At 75.4% G+C, this 16,070-nt stretch carries 14 protein-coding genes; 3 read left to right on the top strand and 11 right to left on the bottom strand.

What is annotated here, in order from left to right:
• Window positions 1-36: 36 nt before the first annotated feature.
• A complete protein-coding gene (purD, locus tag CCE01nite_RS08575; protein WP_034628224.1) occupies window positions 37-1,341 on the bottom strand; it encodes a phosphoribosylamine--glycine ligase in 1,305 nt (434 codons plus the stop codon).
• A gap of 169 nt (window positions 1,342-1,510) precedes the next feature.
• Between purD and CCE01nite_RS08570 the strand changes: the two genes are divergently transcribed.
• Entirely contained in the window at window positions 1,511-2,104 is a 594-nt protein-coding gene (locus CCE01nite_RS08570) for a hypothetical protein (RefSeq protein WP_034628227.1), read from the top strand.
• 149 nt (window positions 2,105-2,253) lie between these two features.
• Here CCE01nite_RS08570 and CCE01nite_RS08565 read toward each other — a convergent pair whose 3' ends face one another.
• The 4 genes from CCE01nite_RS08565 to CCE01nite_RS08550 all read right to left on the bottom strand — a co-directional run bounded on the left by CCE01nite_RS08565 (window position 2,254) and on the right by CCE01nite_RS08550 (window position 7,692).
• Entirely contained in the window at window positions 2,254-3,435 is a 1,182-nt protein-coding gene (locus CCE01nite_RS08565; protein WP_034628228.1) for a low temperature requirement protein A, read from the bottom strand.
• 201 nt (window positions 3,436-3,636) lie between these two features.
• Entirely contained in the window at window positions 3,637-4,362 is a 726-nt protein-coding gene (locus CCE01nite_RS08560) for a type 1 glutamine amidotransferase domain-containing protein (protein ID WP_034628262.1), read from the bottom strand.
• A gap of 222 nt (window positions 4,363-4,584) precedes the next feature.
• On the bottom strand, window positions 4,585-5,031 hold the full coding sequence (locus CCE01nite_RS08555) for an ATP-binding protein (protein WP_034628230.1): 447 nt from the start codon (window positions 5,029-5,031) through the stop codon (window positions 4,585-4,587).
• Window positions 5,032-5,073: 42 nt separating this feature from the next.
• On the bottom strand, window positions 5,074-7,692 hold the full coding sequence (locus CCE01nite_RS08550; RefSeq protein WP_034628265.1) for a SpoIIE family protein phosphatase: 2,619 nt from the start codon (window positions 7,690-7,692) through the stop codon (window positions 5,074-5,076).
• A 209-nt stretch (window positions 7,693-7,901) separates the two neighbouring features.
• Here CCE01nite_RS08550 and CCE01nite_RS08545 point away from each other — a divergent pair, with 209 nt between their 5' ends.
• Both CCE01nite_RS08545 and CCE01nite_RS08540 read left to right on the top strand, forming a co-directional pair.
• A complete protein-coding gene (locus tag CCE01nite_RS08545; protein WP_034628232.1) occupies window positions 7,902-9,293 on the top strand; it encodes a glucose-6-phosphate dehydrogenase in 1,392 nt (463 codons plus the stop codon).
• A gap of 85 nt (window positions 9,294-9,378) precedes the next feature.
• Complete coding sequence (locus tag CCE01nite_RS08540; protein WP_034628236.1) at window positions 9,379-9,978, top strand: GrpB family protein; 600 nt, start codon at window positions 9,379-9,381, stop codon at window positions 9,976-9,978.
• A 45-nt stretch (window positions 9,979-10,023) separates the two neighbouring features.
• Here CCE01nite_RS08540 and CCE01nite_RS21300 read toward each other — a convergent pair whose 3' ends face one another.
• From CCE01nite_RS21300 to CCE01nite_RS08510, 6 genes are all read right to left on the bottom strand, one after another.
• On the bottom strand, window positions 10,024-10,695 hold the full coding sequence (locus CCE01nite_RS21300) for a hypothetical protein (protein ID WP_034628240.1): 672 nt from the start codon (window positions 10,693-10,695) through the stop codon (window positions 10,024-10,026).
• A 2-nt stretch (window positions 10,696-10,697) separates the two neighbouring features.
• Window positions 10,698-11,270 carry a SigE family RNA polymerase sigma factor gene (locus tag CCE01nite_RS08530; protein WP_052103935.1) on the bottom strand — a complete coding sequence of 191 codons (573 nt, stop codon included), beginning with the start codon at window positions 11,268-11,270 and terminating at the stop codon, window positions 10,698-10,700.
• 82 nt (window positions 11,271-11,352) lie between these two features.
• On the bottom strand, window positions 11,353-12,312 hold the full coding sequence (locus tag CCE01nite_RS08525; RefSeq protein WP_052103937.1) for a transglutaminase-like domain-containing protein: 960 nt from the start codon (window positions 12,310-12,312) through the stop codon (window positions 11,353-11,355).
• Window positions 12,309-13,232: a MerR family transcriptional regulator gene (locus tag CCE01nite_RS08520; protein ID WP_052103940.1), complete on the bottom strand. Its 924-nt coding sequence runs from the start codon at window positions 13,230-13,232 to the stop codon at window positions 12,309-12,311. Before CCE01nite_RS08520 ends, CCE01nite_RS08525 begins: the two co-directional genes overlap by 4 nt.
• 68 nt (window positions 13,233-13,300) lie before the next feature.
• Window positions 13,301-14,011: a type 1 glutamine amidotransferase domain-containing protein gene (locus CCE01nite_RS08515; protein ID WP_034628244.1), complete on the bottom strand. Its 711-nt coding sequence runs from the start codon at window positions 14,009-14,011 to the stop codon at window positions 13,301-13,303.
• 67 nt (window positions 14,012-14,078) lie between these two features.
• Complete coding sequence (locus CCE01nite_RS08510) at window positions 14,079-16,058, bottom strand: phosphoenolpyruvate carboxykinase (GTP) (protein ID WP_034628247.1); 1,980 nt, start codon at window positions 16,056-16,058, stop codon at window positions 14,079-14,081.
• Window positions 16,059-16,070 lie beyond the last annotated feature (12 nt).

The raw sequence follows: 16,070 nt of genomic DNA, 5'->3' as shown, positions 1-16,070 counted from the left end.
ACGCCGACGGGCGCGACGACCGCCGACGCCGGACCGTCAGGCCGACGGGCCGAGCGACACGGCGCGCGCGATGTCCCCGCGGTGGTGCGAGCCCGCGAGCTCGATCCGCTCGACGCCCGCGTACGCGGCGGCGCGCGCGTCCGCGAGGTCGGCGCCGACGCCGACGACCGAGAGCACGCGCCCGCCGGCCGAGACGAGCCGGGCGCCCTCGAGCGCGTCGTCGTCGTCCCCGGCCGGGTTCTGCTGGAGCGCGGTGCCGGCGTGCAGCACGTGCACCCCGGGGACCTGCTCGGCGTCCTCGATGCCGGTGATCTCGTCGCCGCCGCGGACCGCGCCGGGGTAGCCCTCGGACGCGACGACGACCGTCACGGCGGCCTGGTCGGTCCACTCGAGCGGGGGCAGGTCCGCGAGCGCGCCGGTCGCCGCGGCGTGCAGCACGCCGGCGAGCGGGGTCGCGAGGCGCGCCAGCACGACCTGGGTCTCGGGGTCACCGAAGCGCGCGTTGAACTCGACGACCTTGGTGCCGCGCGTCGTGAGCGCGAGGCCGACGTAGAGGACGCCCGCGAACGGGGTCCCGCGCCGGGCCATCTCGTCGACCGTCGGCTGCGCGACGCGGGTGACGACCTCCTCGACGAGCCCGGGCGGCGCCCACGGCAGCGGCGAGTACGCGCCCATGCCCCCGGTGTTGGGGCCGCGGTCGTCGTCGTGCGCGCGCTTGAAGTCCTGCGCGGGGACGAGCGGGACGACGGTCGTGCCGTCGGAGAGGCAGAACAGCGAGACCTCGGGGCCGTCGAGGTACTCCTCGATCACGACGCGCGCGCCGAGCTTGGCGAGGCAGGCGTGCGCGTGGGCGAGCGCCTCGGCGTAGTCGGTGGTCACGACGACGCCCTTGCCGGCGGCGAGCCCGTCGTCCTTGACGACGTACGGTGCGCCGAGCTCGTCGAGCGCCGCGGCGGCCTCCTCGGGGGTCGAGGCGACCCGGGGCTCCGCGGTCGGGACGCCGGCGGCGGCCATGACCTCCTTCGCGAACGCCTTGGACCCCTCGAGCCGGGCGGCCTCGCGGCTCGGCCCGAACACCGCGATGCCGGCCTCGCGCACCGCGTCGGCGACGCCCGCGACGAGCGGGGCCTCCGGGCCGACGACGACGAGGTCGACGCCGAGGGACCGGGCGAGCGCGGCGACCGCGGCGCCGTCGAGCGGGTCGACGCCGTGGATGCGGGCGTGCGCCGCGATGCCCGGGTTGCCGGGGGCCGCATGCAGGCCGGTCACCTGGGGGTCGCGGGACAGCGCGCGGACGAGGGCGTGCTCACGGGCACCGGTGCCGATGACGAGGATCTCCACGGCGGGGAGCCTACCCAGCGGCGCTGCCCCGGGCGCCGGCGTCCACGTCGGCCGGGTGCGCGACGCCGCGACCTCCGCACGCCGGGACGCGCGCGGTCCGCCGGAGGCGTGCGAGGCGCTACGCTCCTTTTTGAGCACTCGCTCAAACTCTCGACCAGAGGCGACGACCATGACCCGCGACCTCGCCCTCCCGACGGACCTCCGGCCCACCGGCCCGGCACCGGGGGCCCTCCCGCGCGAGCTCTGGGCCGCTCCCGTCGACGCCCACGCCCGCGGCACCGAGCGGCTCGACGGGACCGGGCCGACCGGCCGGACCGGCCCGGCCGACCGGCTCGTGGCGATGCTCCACGCGGTCCTCACGGGGATCGTCGCCGGCCTGCTCCTCGGCGCTCTCTGCGGCGGGACCGTGCTGTCCAGCAGCACGCTCGGGGGAGGCAGCACCGACACCAGCGGGAGCGCCGTCGTCATCGCGATCTACGGCGCGGTCGTCGGCGCCTTCGTCGGCATCTGGGTGGGCACCCTCTTCGGGACGGCGAACGGCCTCGCCGTCGCGGCCCTGCCGGACCACCGCGCCACCCGCGTGGGCGCGGCGCTCACCCACGCGGCGGTCTCGGGGGTCGGGGGCCTCTTCGTCGCCGTCGTCGCGCCCTACCCGGAGTGGGTGACCCGCAACCCGTTCGGGTTCGCCGGCCTGTGCGCGCTCGTGTACGGGGCGCTCGCGCTCACGGCCCCGGTCCGCCGCGCGCGCACGGCCCGCCCCTGACCGCCGCGACGTGGCCGACGTTCCCGTCGGGACGCCGTGACGCCGCCGTCGGGACGCAGACGCTTCCCAGGGAGCGCGCGAGCCGGTCCACGCCCGCGGGTGAGCCGGAGGTGCTCCGGGCGCTCAGCGAGCACCGTCGCGCTCTCGGGTCACTCGTCGACGGGCAGCGTGCCGCGTCGTTGCTCACGCAAGCCGGCGAGGATGACGACGATCATCGCGACCCCGATCGCACTGACCGAGACGGCGGGGATCAGCTCGTCCAGATAGCCGACGGCGAGGACGACCGGGATCGCCGCGGCGGGCCAGGGCCACACGGCGCGCCATCCGCGGTCACCGGAGATGATGACGGCGGTGCCGGCGAGGAACAGCGCCGCCCCGGCGCACAGGGCCCATCGCCCGCCCGCGGTGAGCTCGCCGGTGGGGTGGACGATGTACTGCTCGATCCCCACCCCCACGGCCGCCAGGCCGAGGGTCAGGGGGAGGTGGCCGTAGGCGTACCGGTCCGCGCTGCCGGTGCGCTGGGGCCGGTCGCTCGAGGTGAGCTGCTGCTTGCCGGCGGCCGCCCCGAGGTCGAAGTAGTTCCACCACAGCGCCGCGGCCACGGTGAACCCGACCGCGGCGACGAGCACGGAGGTGGGCTTCCAGTGGGTGTCGTGCATGCCCACGACGACCGAGGCGATGGACTCGCCCAGGACCAGGATGACGAAGAGCCCGAACCGCTCGGGCAGGTGCTCGACGTGCAGGGGTGCGTTGTCGCCCGTGCGGGTGGCGATCAGCGGTGCGGTCGCCTCGAGCGCGACGCCCAGGCCCCACAGCCAGAACTTCGCCGGTCCGGGCACGAGCAGCGACACCGTCCACAACGCCGCCCCGGCCATCGTGCCGACCAGGTAGATCGTGACGGTCGTGCGGGCCTCGTGCACGTGCCGCCACGCCCGGGCGTACAGCGCGAGCAGGAGCACCCGCGTGATGAGGTAGCCGACGGTGAAGGCCGTGGTCTCCGCGCCCGTGGGGTCGCTCGCGGCAGCGGCCATGATGGCGACGCCGAACGCGCCGGCGAGCTTCGCCAACCGGTACAGGACGTCGTCGGTGTCGAACCGGTTGGCGTACAGGGTGATGGTGACCCACGACCACCAGGTGATGGCGAAGATCGCGGCGAACACCGCCGCGCCGTGCCACGTGAGGTCGAGCGCGAAAGCGCCGGCGATCTCTGCGATCACCAGGACGTAGGCGAGGTCGAGGAAGAGCTCGAGCCGAGATGCCGAGCGGTCCTCCCCGGTGCGCAGCTGCGGGGGTCGGATCAGCCGGTCCGACTGCTCGGTGTCGTTCGTCATGGGGGAGCTCCTGACGCGGCTCGGCGACGACGCCCGACCTTCCTGCGGATCCCACCCAGCATGCGATCGACCCGGATCGATCGCATCCGCAGGGCGCCTCGGTGGGTCGGGTGGCCAGGCCGTCGGGTCGCGGCTGTCGAGGAGGACTCGCGTGGAGGTCCGCCGGACCGGCGACACGCACACGGATGTTCTCGGCGCAGGTCAGCCTCGCGGCGCGGGCCCGCGTCGACCGTGCCGGGCGGCCGCCAGCAGTCCGATCACGACCACGGCAACGGCAGACGGCTTCGGGGTTCGCCGTAGCGCCGTGACCGCTGTTCGAGGGGGCGAGTCGCGCTGGGGATCGGATCTGCCACCTCGTGACGCCGGCTCGGGCCGGGGGGAGGTCTCGGCGAAGGCGTCGAGCATCGCCGGCAGGAAGGCGGCCATGTCCTGGGGTCCTCGGCTCGTGGTGAGGTTGCCGTCCCGGACGACCTCCTGGTCCCGCCAGGTCGCGCCTGCGTGGACCACGTCGTCGCGGATGCCTGGCCACGACGTGAGGGTGCGTCCTTCGAGGAGGCCCGCGGACGCGAGGACCCAGGGCCCGTGGCAGAGGGTGACGACGGGGCGTCCGCTCACCGCGAAGGCGCGGACGAAGGCCCGTGCGTCGGCCGACTGACGGAGCAGGTCGGGGCTGATGAATCCCCCGGGCAGGAGCAGCCCGTCGTACTCGGCAGGATCGGCGTGGGTGATCGTCTTGTCGACACGGACCCTGCCGGCGGGCAGGTGCAGGTTCAGCCCACGGATGCGCCCGCGGTGCAGCGAGACGACGTGGACCTCCGCACCGGCCCGCTCCAGTGCCCGCAGCGGGATGACGAGCTCGGCCTTCTCGAACCCGTCGGCCGCCAGAGCAGCGATCCGACGCCCCTCGAGCGAGCGCTTCGCGGTCATGTCGTCCTCCTTCGCTCGAACCGACCCGACCCGGCCGACGTGGCACACGGGGGTGCGGTCACGACCGTCCAGACCCCGCCCCGCCGTCCCCGTCGAGCACCTCGACGGCATCAGGACCAGCCTGCAGCCTCGGAACAGGCCGCGCCTGAGGAGAGGAGGGGGACCGACGGGGCAACAGAACCGTGGGCAGGCCGCGGAGGTGAGGTGACCGGCGACCGGTGCCTACGGCACGGGCGGCATCGTGCGAAAGGTGGCCCAGACGTGCTTGGCGGTGCGTGTGGTGTACCAGCCGACGTCCGCGGCGAGGCGCTGGGTGATCATCAGGCCGAAGCCACCGGCCCCGACCGCCCGTTCCCCGGCCAGGACCGGCGCGCGGCCCGGGTGGTGGTCGGCGACGTCCAGCAGGAGCGCGGTGCCGTCGACGCCCAGGTTGACGACCGCGGGCGGGATGCCGTGCCGCAGGGCGTTCGTGGCGAGCTCGGACGTGACCAGCACGATCTGGTCCGCCACCTGATCGGGAACGCCGGTGCCGAGGGTGGTCAACGCGTCGTGGATCGCGTGGCGGACGTGCGCCAGCTCGGACGCGCTCTCCAGGCTCCAGCGGCCCACCGTGGTGAAGGTCTGCGGCGGGGTGGAGCTCGGTACGTCCTGGTCGGCTCCGCTGCGCACGTCAGGCACAGGGGTCGCCCATCGCGTGGGATCGTGCGGGCTTCATGTGTCGAGGTGGTGGGTGGGGTCGCCGGGCAGTCTGCGGGGTCCGGCTTCGGCGGGTCGGGGGCGGTCCTCGCGGTGGGCGCGCACGGCGAGCAGGGCGACGTCGTCCTCGGAGTCGGCGGCGAGGTCGGCGACGAGCCGGTCGCAGAGCTCGTCGAGCGGCAGTCCGGCGAGGGTCTCGACGTGGCGGCGGAGCCGTTCCAGCCCGACGGTGAGCGACTCGCCGCGGCGTTCGACGAGGCCGTCGGTGTAGAGCAGGAGCGTGGACTCCGGGTGGATCACCTGGGTGTGGTCGTGCCGCGTCGTGTGGGCTCTCATCCCCAGGAGGAGGTCGGCTGGGCGGGTGAGGAGCTCCGCGTGTCCGTCGGGATGCAGCAGGACGGGCGGCAGGTGCCCGGCGCTGGCCCACCGCAACAGCCGCAGCCCCTGCTCGGCGAGCTCGGGGGTCTGCTCGATCTTCGCCACGATCGCTGTGCTGAACGCCCCGACGGCGAGGTCGTGCATCGCCCAGTCCAGCGAGGACAGGATGAGTGCGGGCGGCTGGACGACGGCGTGCGCCCCGCCGCGGAGCACGTTGCGGACCTGCGCCATCGTGACGGCCGCGCGCAGGTCGTGGCCGGTGACGTCCCCGATGACCAGGCACGTGCTGCCGTCGCGGACCAGGAACGCGTCGTACCAGTCCCCGCCGATCTGCGCCGCCCCGGACGCTGCCGGGGCGTACCGGGCGACGAGATGCAGGTGGTCCGGTTCGGGGAGCTCGGTCAGCAGGCTGCGCTGCAGCTCCTCCGCGAGGTGGCGGCGGGCGGCGTGCAGGTGCGCGTTGTCCAGGGCGAGGCCCACCTGCGCCATGACGTCGCGCAGCGTCGTCATCTCGCGCGGCGAGAACTCCCCCCGTGCGGCCGTGCGCGCGAGCGTGATCAGCCCGCGGGTGTGCCCGCGGCCACGCAGCGGCACGACGACGCTGGTGTGCGGGGCCAGCCGGCCGAGGAGCTCCTGGGCCGGGCCGTCCTGCAGGACGCTGCCCGGCTCGGGGATCCCGGTGTGGACGACGGGCTGAGTCCCCGCCAGCGCGCGGGCGACGGACGACCGGGGAGCCAGGGCGGGCACACGCAGAGCGCGGAACTCGTCCAGCACAGGCTGCATCCGGGGGTCGACGTGCAGGGCGGCGACGTCGTGGAGCCGTTGTGCCCAGGGGCTGTGGCCCTCGTCGAGCAGGCTCGCGATCGCGAAGTCGGCGAGCGAGGGGACGAGGTGCGGCAGGACGGCCTGGAGCGCCTGGACGGGGTCGAGGAGCTCGGCGAGATCGGTGGCCACCGCGGCGAGCAGGGCGGAGCTCGCGCGGGCCTGCTCGGCGGCGGCGAGGGCGTTGCGCCGTTCCGTGACGTCGGTGAAGTAGACGGCGACGCCGCCGCGCTCGGCGACCGCGCGGAGCTCGTACCAGCCGTCCAGGGGCGCGGGGTAGTAGGCGTCGAACACGACCGTCCGACCGGTGCGGGCGACAGCCCGGTAGTGCTCCTCGAAACCTGTGCCGACCGCGGCGGGGAAGAGGTCCCAGACCACTCCGCCGAGCAGGTCCTCCCGCGCGCTGCTCAAGATGCGTTCGGCCTCGGCGTTGACGTAGGTGAACCGCCAGTCGGCGTCGAGGTGGTAGTACCCGACGGTCATGTCCTCGAGCACCTCGCGGACGCGCTGCTCGCCGGCGCGCAACGCGGTGGTGTCGGTGGTGACGCCGATCAGGTGCTCGGCGTCACCGTCCGCGCCGGCCACGGCCTGACCCCGGGCACTGAGCCAGCGCACGGTCCCGTCGGGACGACGCACCCGGAACTCGGCCTCGTAGATCCCGCACGCGGCGATCGCTGCGTCCAGAGCGGCGCTCACCGTGGGGAGGTCGTCGGGGTGGACGCGGGCGTTGAAGGCGTCGATGGTGCCGCCGAAGGACTCGTGGTCGTACCCGAAGACCTCGAGCAGGGAGTCGTCCCAGCGCAGCGCTCCGGTGCGCAGGTCCCAGGCGAACGTGCCGAGCCCGGCGGCCTGGGCCGCGGCGGTGAGCATCTGCGAGCGGTCGGCGGCGGCGTACTCGGCGTCGAGGGCGGTGATCTCGAGCTGTGCGGCCGCGGCCGCGGCAAGGTGCTCCAGGGTGCGGATCTCGTGCGCGGTCCACTGCCGCGGCTCGGGTCCGTAGACGCACAGGGCGCCGACGACCCGGTGGTCGTCGCTGATCAGCGGCACCCCGAGGTACGCGCCCACCCGCTCGTCGGCGAGGGCGGCGGACTCGCGGACCCGGGGGTCGGTGCGTGCGTCGGTGAGCACGAGCCGCTCGCCGTGCGCCGCGACCCGCGAGCACAGCGAGTCCTCGAGGCGGGTGACGGTGCCGACCGGGCCGGGCAGGGCCCCGACGCCGGCCACGATGACACGCACGTCGGTGACCAGCGAGACCTCGGCGGACGGGGTCGCGAGGAGCTGCGCGGCGAGCGTGACCATGGACTGCAGACCGGCTTCGCCCGTCTCGGCGCGCAGCAGCCGCCGCGCGGACCGGGCCCGCGCGGCGTCCGCGCCCAGCGCCCGGACCGCCACGGCGTCGCCCGACGCACCTGCGCTGCCCCTGGGGCCGTCCATGCGGCTCTCCTCGATCTCGTCCACGCTGCCGAAGCCTCGACCGAGCCATCGTCTCCCGCTCCCGGCGGTGCGTGCGCGTCGAGCGCGTCGCCCGATGTCCCGCGCGACGGGCCCGACCGCCCGGTTGCGGCCCCCGTGCCGCTCCGGTGGAGTGGGAGCGGCCCGCGCACGCACCGCCGCGGGCCCGCCGCACTCGGGGACGGACGACGATGACCGCACACATGATCGTGCTGGGCGCCACGGGCGACCTGACGCGCCGCTACCTGCTCCCGGGCCTGACGCAGGTGCTGCACCTCGTCGAGGGCGGGCTGCGGCTCGTCGGCGTCGCGCAGGACGACCTGACGCCCGACGCGTTCCGCGAGCACGTGCGCGGCGTCGTCGCGGAGCACCGCGGCCACGGGCCCGCCGAGCAGGTGCAGGCGCTCGCCGACGAGGCCGGGTTCGTGCACGGCGACGTGACCGACCCGGCGACGCTGCAGCAGGCGTTCGAGGAGGCCGCGCCCGAGGGCGACGAGCCGGTGGTGCTCTACCTCGCGCTGCCGCACGTGCTGTTCCGCGACGTGATCGCCGCGCTCGGGAAGTGCGAGCGGCCCGCGGGCCTGCGCGTCGTCGTGGAGAAGCCGTTCGGCGAGGACCTCGACGGCGCCCGCACGCTGAACGCCGCGCTCGCCGCCGTCGTCCCCGAGGAGCGGACGTTCCGCGTCGACCACTTCCTCGCCAAGCAGACCGTCATCAACCTGCTCGGGCTGCGCTTCGCGAACGCGGTGCTCGAGCCGCTCTGGAACAGCCGGTTCGTCGAGAGCGTCGAGATCGTGTTCGACGAGACCGTCGACTCCCAGAGCCGCGGCAGCTACTACGACCGCTCGGGCGCGCTGCGCGACATGGTGCAGAACCACCTCCTGCAGCTGCTCACGTACGTCGCGATGGAGCCGCCGCTCTCGGTCGGCCCGTCGGACCTGTCCAAGCGCAAGGTCGACGTGCTGCGGGCGGTGCGCGAGCTGTCCCCCGAGGAGGTCGCGCGCTCGACGGTGCGCGGCCGGTACACGAGCGGCGAGGTCACGGGCAAGGACGGCGAGACCCGGCACGTCGACGCCTACGTCGACGCGAAGGGCGTCGACCCCGCACACGAGACCGAGACCTACGCGGACGTGACGCTCGCGATCGACAACTGGCGGTGGGGCGGGGTGCCGTTCCGGCTGCGCACCGGCAAGGCGCTCGACGCGGACCGGCGCGAGGTCGTCGTCCGGTTCCGGCCCGTGCCGCACGACGTGTTCACCGGTCAGCACCCCGAGCCCAACGAGCTCCGGCTCCAGCTCGACCCGGACCGGATGGCGCTGCGCCTCAACATCAACGGCATGGGCGACCCGTTCGACCTCGAGACGGTGCAGCTCGACACCCAGCTCGCGCGCCAGGACCCGACGCCGTACGGGCAGCTGCTGCTCGCGGTGGTCGCCGGGGACACCCGGCTGTCGGCGCACGCCGAGGAGGCCGAGGAGGGCTGGCGCATCGTGCAGCCGATCCTCGACGCGTGGGCGGACGGCGCGACGCCGCTCGTCGACTACGCCGCGGGCAGCGCGGGGCCGGAGCGGCCGCGGGGCTGACCTCGACCGGGAGCCGACGGCCGGCGAGGCGGCCGCCGGAGCGGCGGCTTCCCCACCGCCGACGCGCGCTCGCTAGCCTCGGGGCGTGGTCAGCGCAGCAGACATCGTCCGGCACTACCCCGACGACCCCGACGGCATCGAGTGGGTCGCGCCGCAGCCGCCCCGCCCGATCACCGTGACCGCCCACGACCCGGCGTGGGCCGCCGCGTACGCCGGGCTCGCCGCGCGGGTCCGGCGCGCGCTCGGCGACGGCGTGCTCGCCCTGGACCACGTCGGGTCCACGTCCGTGCCCGGCCTGGACGCGAAGCCGATCATCGACCTCGACCTCACCGTGGCCGACTCCACCGACGAGCCCGCCTACCGCGCGGCCCTCGAGGCCGAGGGCTTCACGCTCAGCCTGCGCGAGCGCGCCTGGCACGAGCACCGGGTCTTCGCGCACGCCGAGCCCCGCGCGCACCTGCACGTGTGGAGCCCGGACTGCCCCGAGGTCGTCCGGCACCGGCTCTTCCGCGACTGGCTGCGCGAGCACCGCGAGGACCGCGCGGCGTACGCGGCCGCCAAGCACGCCGCCGTGGACCGGCTGACCGCCGCGGGCGGCGGGTCCGGGATGGACTACAACGCCCTCAAGGCGCCCGTCGTCCACGACATCCTCGACCGGGTGTTCCGGGCGCACGGGCTGCTCTGACGCAAGGCCGCCGTTCGCGTCGGACGGCGGACCGGTCCCGGCGGCTCAGTCCCGGCAGCGCAGCGTGACCTGGACGGTGCCGACCACGCCGTCGCCGTAGAGCTCCGCGAACAGCGCCGCGTCGGCCTCCGTGTCGAAGTAGACGGCGACGGCGTGCTCCGACGGGTCACGCCCGAGCGCCTCGGCGGCCCCGCGGTCGCACGCCAGGTCCCCGCCGCGCAGCTGGGTGTACCCCATCGCCGTCAGGCGCGCGTCGGCTGCCAGCGCCGCGTCGTCACGCTGCGGCGACACGGCGACGTACACCGCCCAGGCGGTGCTGCCGTGGACCTCCGCGGAGGGGCGCGGCGGCGTGGGCGCGCTCGGGAGGGCGGGTGCGCTCGCCGTCGGCTCCGCGGTGGGCGGGGGGACCGTCGGCGTGGACGTCGAGGTCGGCGTCGGGGTCGTGCTCGGCACCGGTGCGGACGTGGTCGACGGAGTCGGCGTCGGGACGGCCGTCGCCACGGGCGCCGTCGCGTCCGGTCGCCGGACGAGGTCCGCGAGCCCCGCGGCACCCGTGACGAGGCCCGCGACGGTCGCCGTGGCGGCCACCGCGACCGTCGCGGCCCGGGTCGCGCGGCGGCGGCGCAGGCGTCGGCCGAGCTCCTCGACCGGCACGCGGGTGCCGCGCGAGGCGTCGTCGGCGAGCTCGCGCAGGCCGCGCTCGAGATCGAACTCCATCGTCAGCTCCCGGATCTCGTGGTGTCGTCGGTGTCGACCGTGAGGAGGTCGGGCAGGCGCTCGGCGTCCGGGCGGCGGCTGGGCAGCGGCCCGAGCACGGCCTCGAGCCTGCGGACCGCGTTGCTCAGGTACCGCTTGACCGTCCCCGGGGCCAGGCCCATCCGCTCGGCGATCTCGGGGACGGTGAGGTCCTCGTAGAACCGCAGGACGACGCACGCCCGCTCCTGCGGCGCGAGCGTGGCCAGCGCGGCCCGCAGATCGAGCCGGTCGGGCGCGGAGGTGTCCGGGCCCTCGTGAGCGGCGTCCCGGGCGAGCAGGTGCCGCAGCGCGCCGAGGTGCCGACGCCGGCGGTAGCCGTCGACGTACAGCGTGAGGACGGTGCGGCGCACGTACGCCTCGGCCACGTCCGGCCGGAAGCCGGTGCGGGTGCGCACGAACACCTTGAGCAGCGCGTCCTGCACGAGGTCCTCGGCCGCCGCGAGGTCGCCCGTGAGCAGGTACGCGTACCCGGTCAGCGCCGGACCCCGCTCGCGCGCCAGGGCGGCGAACGTGTCGTCGACGTTCCGAGGGGTCATCGATCGCTCCTGTGGTCGGGCCGGGCGGCTCGCCCGGTCACCACACTGACGGGCGGCGACCCCGGAACGTTGTAGCGACTCCTCAGCGGCGGGCCGTGAGGTCGACCGCCTCCCGCACCCCGCGCGGGGAGTCGCACACGACGCCGGTCCGCGGGTCGAGCCGGGGGTCGGCCGCGAGCGCGTCGAGCTCGGCGAGGTGCGCGTCGGGGTCGAGCAGCAGCTCGGCGGCCCGGTCGACGAGGTCGTCGAGGTCGGGGGCGTCGGGCACGTCGACCTCGGCGAGCTCCCCGTCGGGCCCGACGGCGGGCGGGGTCATCGCGCCCCACAGGTCCCACAGCAGCAGCTCGTGCCCGGTCAGGTGCGCGAGCTCCACGACCACGTAGTTCCGCACGAACCAGCGCCCGCGCAGCGGCAGGTCCGGGCTCACGCCGAAGCCGTCGAGGTCCGCCGCGGTGAGCCGGCCCGCGCGGTGGTCGAGCCAGAGCCGCGACGCGGGCCGGAACGGGCTGCCCGGCCCGGTGCCGAGGTCCGACACGTCCACGTCGCCCCAGTCCGCCGGGTCCATCTGCGCGTCGACGCGCACCCACTCCGCCCGGTCCGCGTCCCAGCGCTCGGCGACGACGTGGTCGTGCGCGAAGTCCGGGCGCAGGTACGGCGCGAACCCGACGCGGCTGCGCGCCGGGACCCCGTGCTCGCGCAGCGCGGCGACGTGCAGGAGCGTGAAGTCGCGGCAGCACCCGACGAGGCACGCGCCGACGTCGCGCGGGGCGGTCAGCGGCGACGGGTCGCGCTCGGCGAGGTGGCCGAGCATGGTCTCGACCCAGCGGCTGTCGATGTCGGCGAGCCGGTCGGGCGGGAAGGTCAGGCCCGAGGCGACGTAGTGCACGACGAGCCCGCGCACCGCCGCCGCGAGCGCGTCGGGGTCCGCCGGGAGGGTGCGCAGCAGGGCGGCGTGCACGCCGGGGTCGGTGAACGGGGTGTGCGCGCGGTAGCGGTCGAGAGCCTCGCCGCGTGCGTCGGCGTGTGCGTCGGCGCGGGTCACGGGGCGACCTCCGCACCCGCGAGCGCCGCCGACGGGCCGGTTCCGGCTGCGCCTGCGCCCGCGCCGTCGGCGGCCGCCGTCCCGCCGTCGCCCCCCGCCGGCGCGAACGGGAAGGCGATGTCGACCGCGGGCGTCGACTCGTCGACCGCGACCCAGTCCGCGAAGTACACCTCGCGCGGGTCGAGCGTGCGGGTGTGGCCGTGCTCGGCGACCCAGGCGGCGACCGCGTCGAACGCGTACATGATGTGCGGCGCCCGGACCTCGCCCTTGGTGATCCGCGCATACGCCTCGTGGTGCGCGGGCTCGACGCGCACGGTGACCTCCGTCGTGGGCTGGACGGTGCCGCTGAACGGGACGCACACCTCGACGAGCCCCGCGGAGTCCGTGGTGGACGTCGAGTGGTAGACCGTCCAGTCGATGTCCCGGGCCGTCGCCCCGCACGCCTCGAGGTGGGCGCGCAGCCGGCCGATCGCCTCCGGGATGTACCGCGGGAGGTCCGGCTGCAGCACGTGCGCCGAGGTCGTGGCGACCTTCTCGTCGGGCACGTGGCGCGTCAGCACCGGGACGACCGGCCGCTCGGCGCCGTCGAGCTCCGTGAGGAGGTAGCGCACGACCCCCTCGCGCTGCTGGTGGTCGTCGGCCTCCGCGCGCCACCAGGCCCGCAGCCGCTCCGGGTCCCGGTCGGCGAGCAGCGCCCCGATGTCCGCGAGCGGCATGCGGACCTGCCGCAGCAGCCCGATGAGCCGCGCACGGTCGAGCTGGCCGGCGTCGTAGTACCGGTACCCGGATGCGGGGTCGACGCGCGCGGGCGGCAGCAGCCCGAGCTCGTCGTACAGGCGCAGCGCCTTGAGGCTGAGCCCGGACCGCTCGGCGAGCTGGCCGATCGTCAGGAGCGCGGGTGGCTGGTGCGTCGTCGTCATCCCGTCACTCTCGACCCTGCCCCAGGGGAAGGGTCAAGGGCGGCCCGGGGGACGCAGCGGTGACCGGCTCAGCGGCGGCTCGCCCCCAGCGCGTCGAGCACGGCCTCCGCGACCGCCTCGCTCGACTGCGGGTTCTGGCCCGAGACGAGGTTGCCGTCGCGGACCACGAAGCTCGACCACGCCGGGCCCTCCTCGACGACCGCACCGCGCTCGCGGAGCCGGGTCGCGACGAACCACGGCGTCGTCTCGCCCGTCCCGCCGGTGCGCTCCTCCTCGTCGGTGAACACCGCGAGGCGGCGCCCGGCGAACACGAACCCGCCGTCGTCGGTCGTCGCGGACAGCAGCCCCGCGGGCCCGTGGCAGAACGGCGCGATCACGAGGCCGCTCTCGTCGGCCTGGGTGAGGAGGCGGCCCAGCACCGGGTCGACGGCCAGGTCGACCATCGGGCCGTGCCCGCCGGGCAGGACGACCGCGTCGAAGCCGCTGACCTCGACGTCCTCGAGCGCGACGGGCGCGTCGAGCGCGCTGCCGATCTCCTGGAGGTAGGCGTGCAGCTCGTCGACCTTCTCGGCGCTGCCGACGGTCTTCTCGTCGAGCGACACCGGGTCGACCGTCGGGCGTGCGCCCCCGGGGGTCGCGACGACGACCTCGTGCCCCTCGCGGGTGAGCGTCCGGTGCGCGACCACGAGCTCCTCGGCCCAGAACCCGGTGGGGTGCGCGGTGCCGTCGGTGAGCGTGAGGGTGTCGGCGGCCGAGACCACCATGAGGACGCGGGACACGGGCAGGCTCCTGTCGGACGGGTGCGGGGACAGGACGAGTGTGGGCGATGCCCCGCCCGCCCGCCGCTCAGACCGTCCCGAGACCCGTCCCGAGCCGCGTCCGCAGCGTCGCGAGCTCCTCGGCGAGGCGCACCGGCAGGTGGTCGCCGAACCGCGCGAAGAACTCCTCGGTCAGGTCGCACTCGGCGAGCCACGACGCGGCGTCGACGCGGAAGAGCTCGTCGAGGTCCTCGGCGGGGACGTCGAGCCCGCGCAGGTCGAGCGCGCCGGGCGTCGCGGCCGGGTCGGCGCCGACGGCCGGCAGCAGCCCCACCGGCGAGTCGAGGACCCCGCCCGCGTCCGCGTCGTCGCCCGCGACCCGCCCGAGCACCCACGCGAGCACGCGCGAGTTCTCCCCGAAGCCGGGCCACAGCCACCGGCCGTCCTCGCCCTTGCGGAACCAGTTGACCTGGAAGACCGCGGGCAGCGGGACGCCGCGGGACTCGAGCTCGGCGCCCAGACGCAGCCAGTGGCCCCAGTGGTCGGCCATGTTGTAGCCGCAGAACGGGAGCATCGCGAACGGGTCGCGGCGCAGCGCCCCGACGGTGCCCTCGGCGGCGGCGGTCTGCTCCGAGGAGATCGTCGCGCCCATGAAGACCCCGTGCGCCCAGTCCCGCGCCTGCGCGACGAGCGGGACGTTGCTCGCGCGCCGGCCGCCGAACAGGATCGCGTCGATCGGGACGCCCGCGGGCGAGTCCCAGTCGTCGGCGATGGTCGGGCAGCGGTCGGCGGCGACGGTGAAGCGCGAGTTCGGGTGGGCGGCGGTCGTGCCCGACTGCGGCGTCCAGTCGTTCCCGCGCCAGTCGGTCAGGTGGGCGGGCGGGGTGTCGGTCAGGCCCTCCCACCACACGTCGCCGTCGTCGGTCAGCGCGACGTTGGTGAAGATCACGTCGGAGCGCAGCGTCTCGATCGCCGTCGGGTTCGTCGTGGGGCCGGTGCCGGGGGCGACGCCGAAGAACCCGGCCTCAGGGTTGATGGCGCGCAGCCGCCCGTCCGTTCCCGGGCCGCCGGGGCGCATCCAGGCGATGTCGTCGCCGATGGTCTCGACCGTCCAGCCCGGGAGCGTCGGGCGCAGCATCGCGAGGTTCGTCTTGCCGCACGCCGAGGGGAACGCGGCGGCGACGTGGAAGACGCGCTGCGCGGGGTCGGTCACGCGCAGGACCAGCATGTGCTCGGCGAGCCAGCCCTCGTCGCGCGCCATGACCGAGGCGATGCGCAGCGCGAAGCACTTCTTGCCGAGCAGCGCGTTGCCGCCGTACCCGGAGCCGAACGACCAGATCTCGCGCGTCTCGGGGAAGTGCGCGATGTACTTCGTGCGGTTGCAGGGCCACGGGACGTCGGCGAGCGGCTCTCCGTCGCGGCCCACGAGCGGCGCCCCGACCGAGTGGATCGCGGGCACGAAGTCGCCGTCGGCGCCGAGCAGGTCCAGCACCGCGGTGCCGACGCGCGTCATGACCTGCATGCTCACGACGACGTACGGCGAGTCGGTGACCTGGACGCCGAGCTGCGAGATCGGTCCGCCGAGCGGGCCCATCGAGAACGGGACGACGTACATCGTGCGGCCGCGCATCGACCCCGCGAACGCCCCGCGCAGCTCGGCGCGCATCGCGGTCGGCTGGCGCCAGTTGTTCGTCGGGCCCGCATCCTCCTCGCGCAGCGAGCAGATGAACGTGCGGTCCTCGACGCGGGCGACGTCGTCGGGGTCCGAGCGCGCGAGGTAGCTGTTCGGGCGCAGCTCGGGGTTCAGCGGGACGAGCGTGCCGGCCTCGACCATGCCGTCGACGAGCCGCTGCTTCTGCTCGGCCGACCCGTCGACCCAGACGACGTCGGCGGGCTCGGTGAGCTCGGCGATCCGCTGGACCCAGGCGCGCAGGCGCCAGTGGGTCGTCGGGGCCGTGGCGTCGGCCGCGCGGCGACGGGCCGGCGCCGACGCGCTGCCGGGGCGGACGTCGGCGCGGGCCTCGGTGCGGGGCTCGGGTCGGGCGTCGGGGCGGTCGATGACGGTCATGGGACGGACCTC

Origin of the sequence: Cellulomonas cellasea (assembly GCF_006538745.1) — a bacterium.
GTDB classification, from domain to species: domain Bacteria; phylum Actinomycetota; class Actinomycetes; order Actinomycetales; family Cellulomonadaceae; genus Cellulomonas_A; species Cellulomonas_A cellasea.
This window is presented reverse-complemented; position numbering and strand designations above follow the sequence as displayed.

Bases quoted from the DNA above. Each gene is read 5' to 3' on its own strand.
- CCE01nite_RS08550 (WP_034628265.1), bottom strand. From the start codon at position 7,692: ATGGACGGCCCCAGGGGCAGCGCAGGTGCGTCGGGCGACGCCGTGGCG.
- CCE01nite_RS08560 (WP_034628262.1), bottom strand. From the start codon at position 4,362: ATGACCGCGAAGCGCTCGCTCGAGGGGCGTCGGATCGCTGCTCTGGCG.
- CCE01nite_RS08565 (WP_034628228.1), bottom strand. From the start codon at position 3,435: ATGACGAACGACACCGAGCAGTCGGACCGGCTGATCCGACCCCCGCAG.
- CCE01nite_RS08520 (WP_052103940.1), bottom strand. From the start codon at position 13,232: ATGACGACGACGCACCAGCCACCCGCGCTCCTGACGATCGGCCAGCTC.
- CCE01nite_RS21300 (WP_034628240.1), bottom strand. From the start codon at position 10,695: ATGGAGTTCGATCTCGAGCGCGGCCTGCGCGAGCTCGCCGACGACGCC.
- CCE01nite_RS08530 (WP_052103935.1), bottom strand. From the start codon at position 11,270: ATGACCCCTCGGAACGTCGACGACACGTTCGCCGCCCTGGCGCGCGAG.
- CCE01nite_RS08570 (WP_034628227.1), top strand. From the start codon at position 1,511: ATGACCCGCGACCTCGCCCTCCCGACGGACCTCCGGCCCACCGGCCCG.
- CCE01nite_RS08510 (WP_034628247.1), bottom strand. From the start codon at position 16,058: ATGACCGTCATCGACCGCCCCGACGCCCGACCCGAGCCCCGCACCGAG.
- CCE01nite_RS08545 (WP_034628232.1), top strand. From the start codon at position 7,902: ATGACCGCACACATGATCGTGCTGGGCGCCACGGGCGACCTGACGCGC.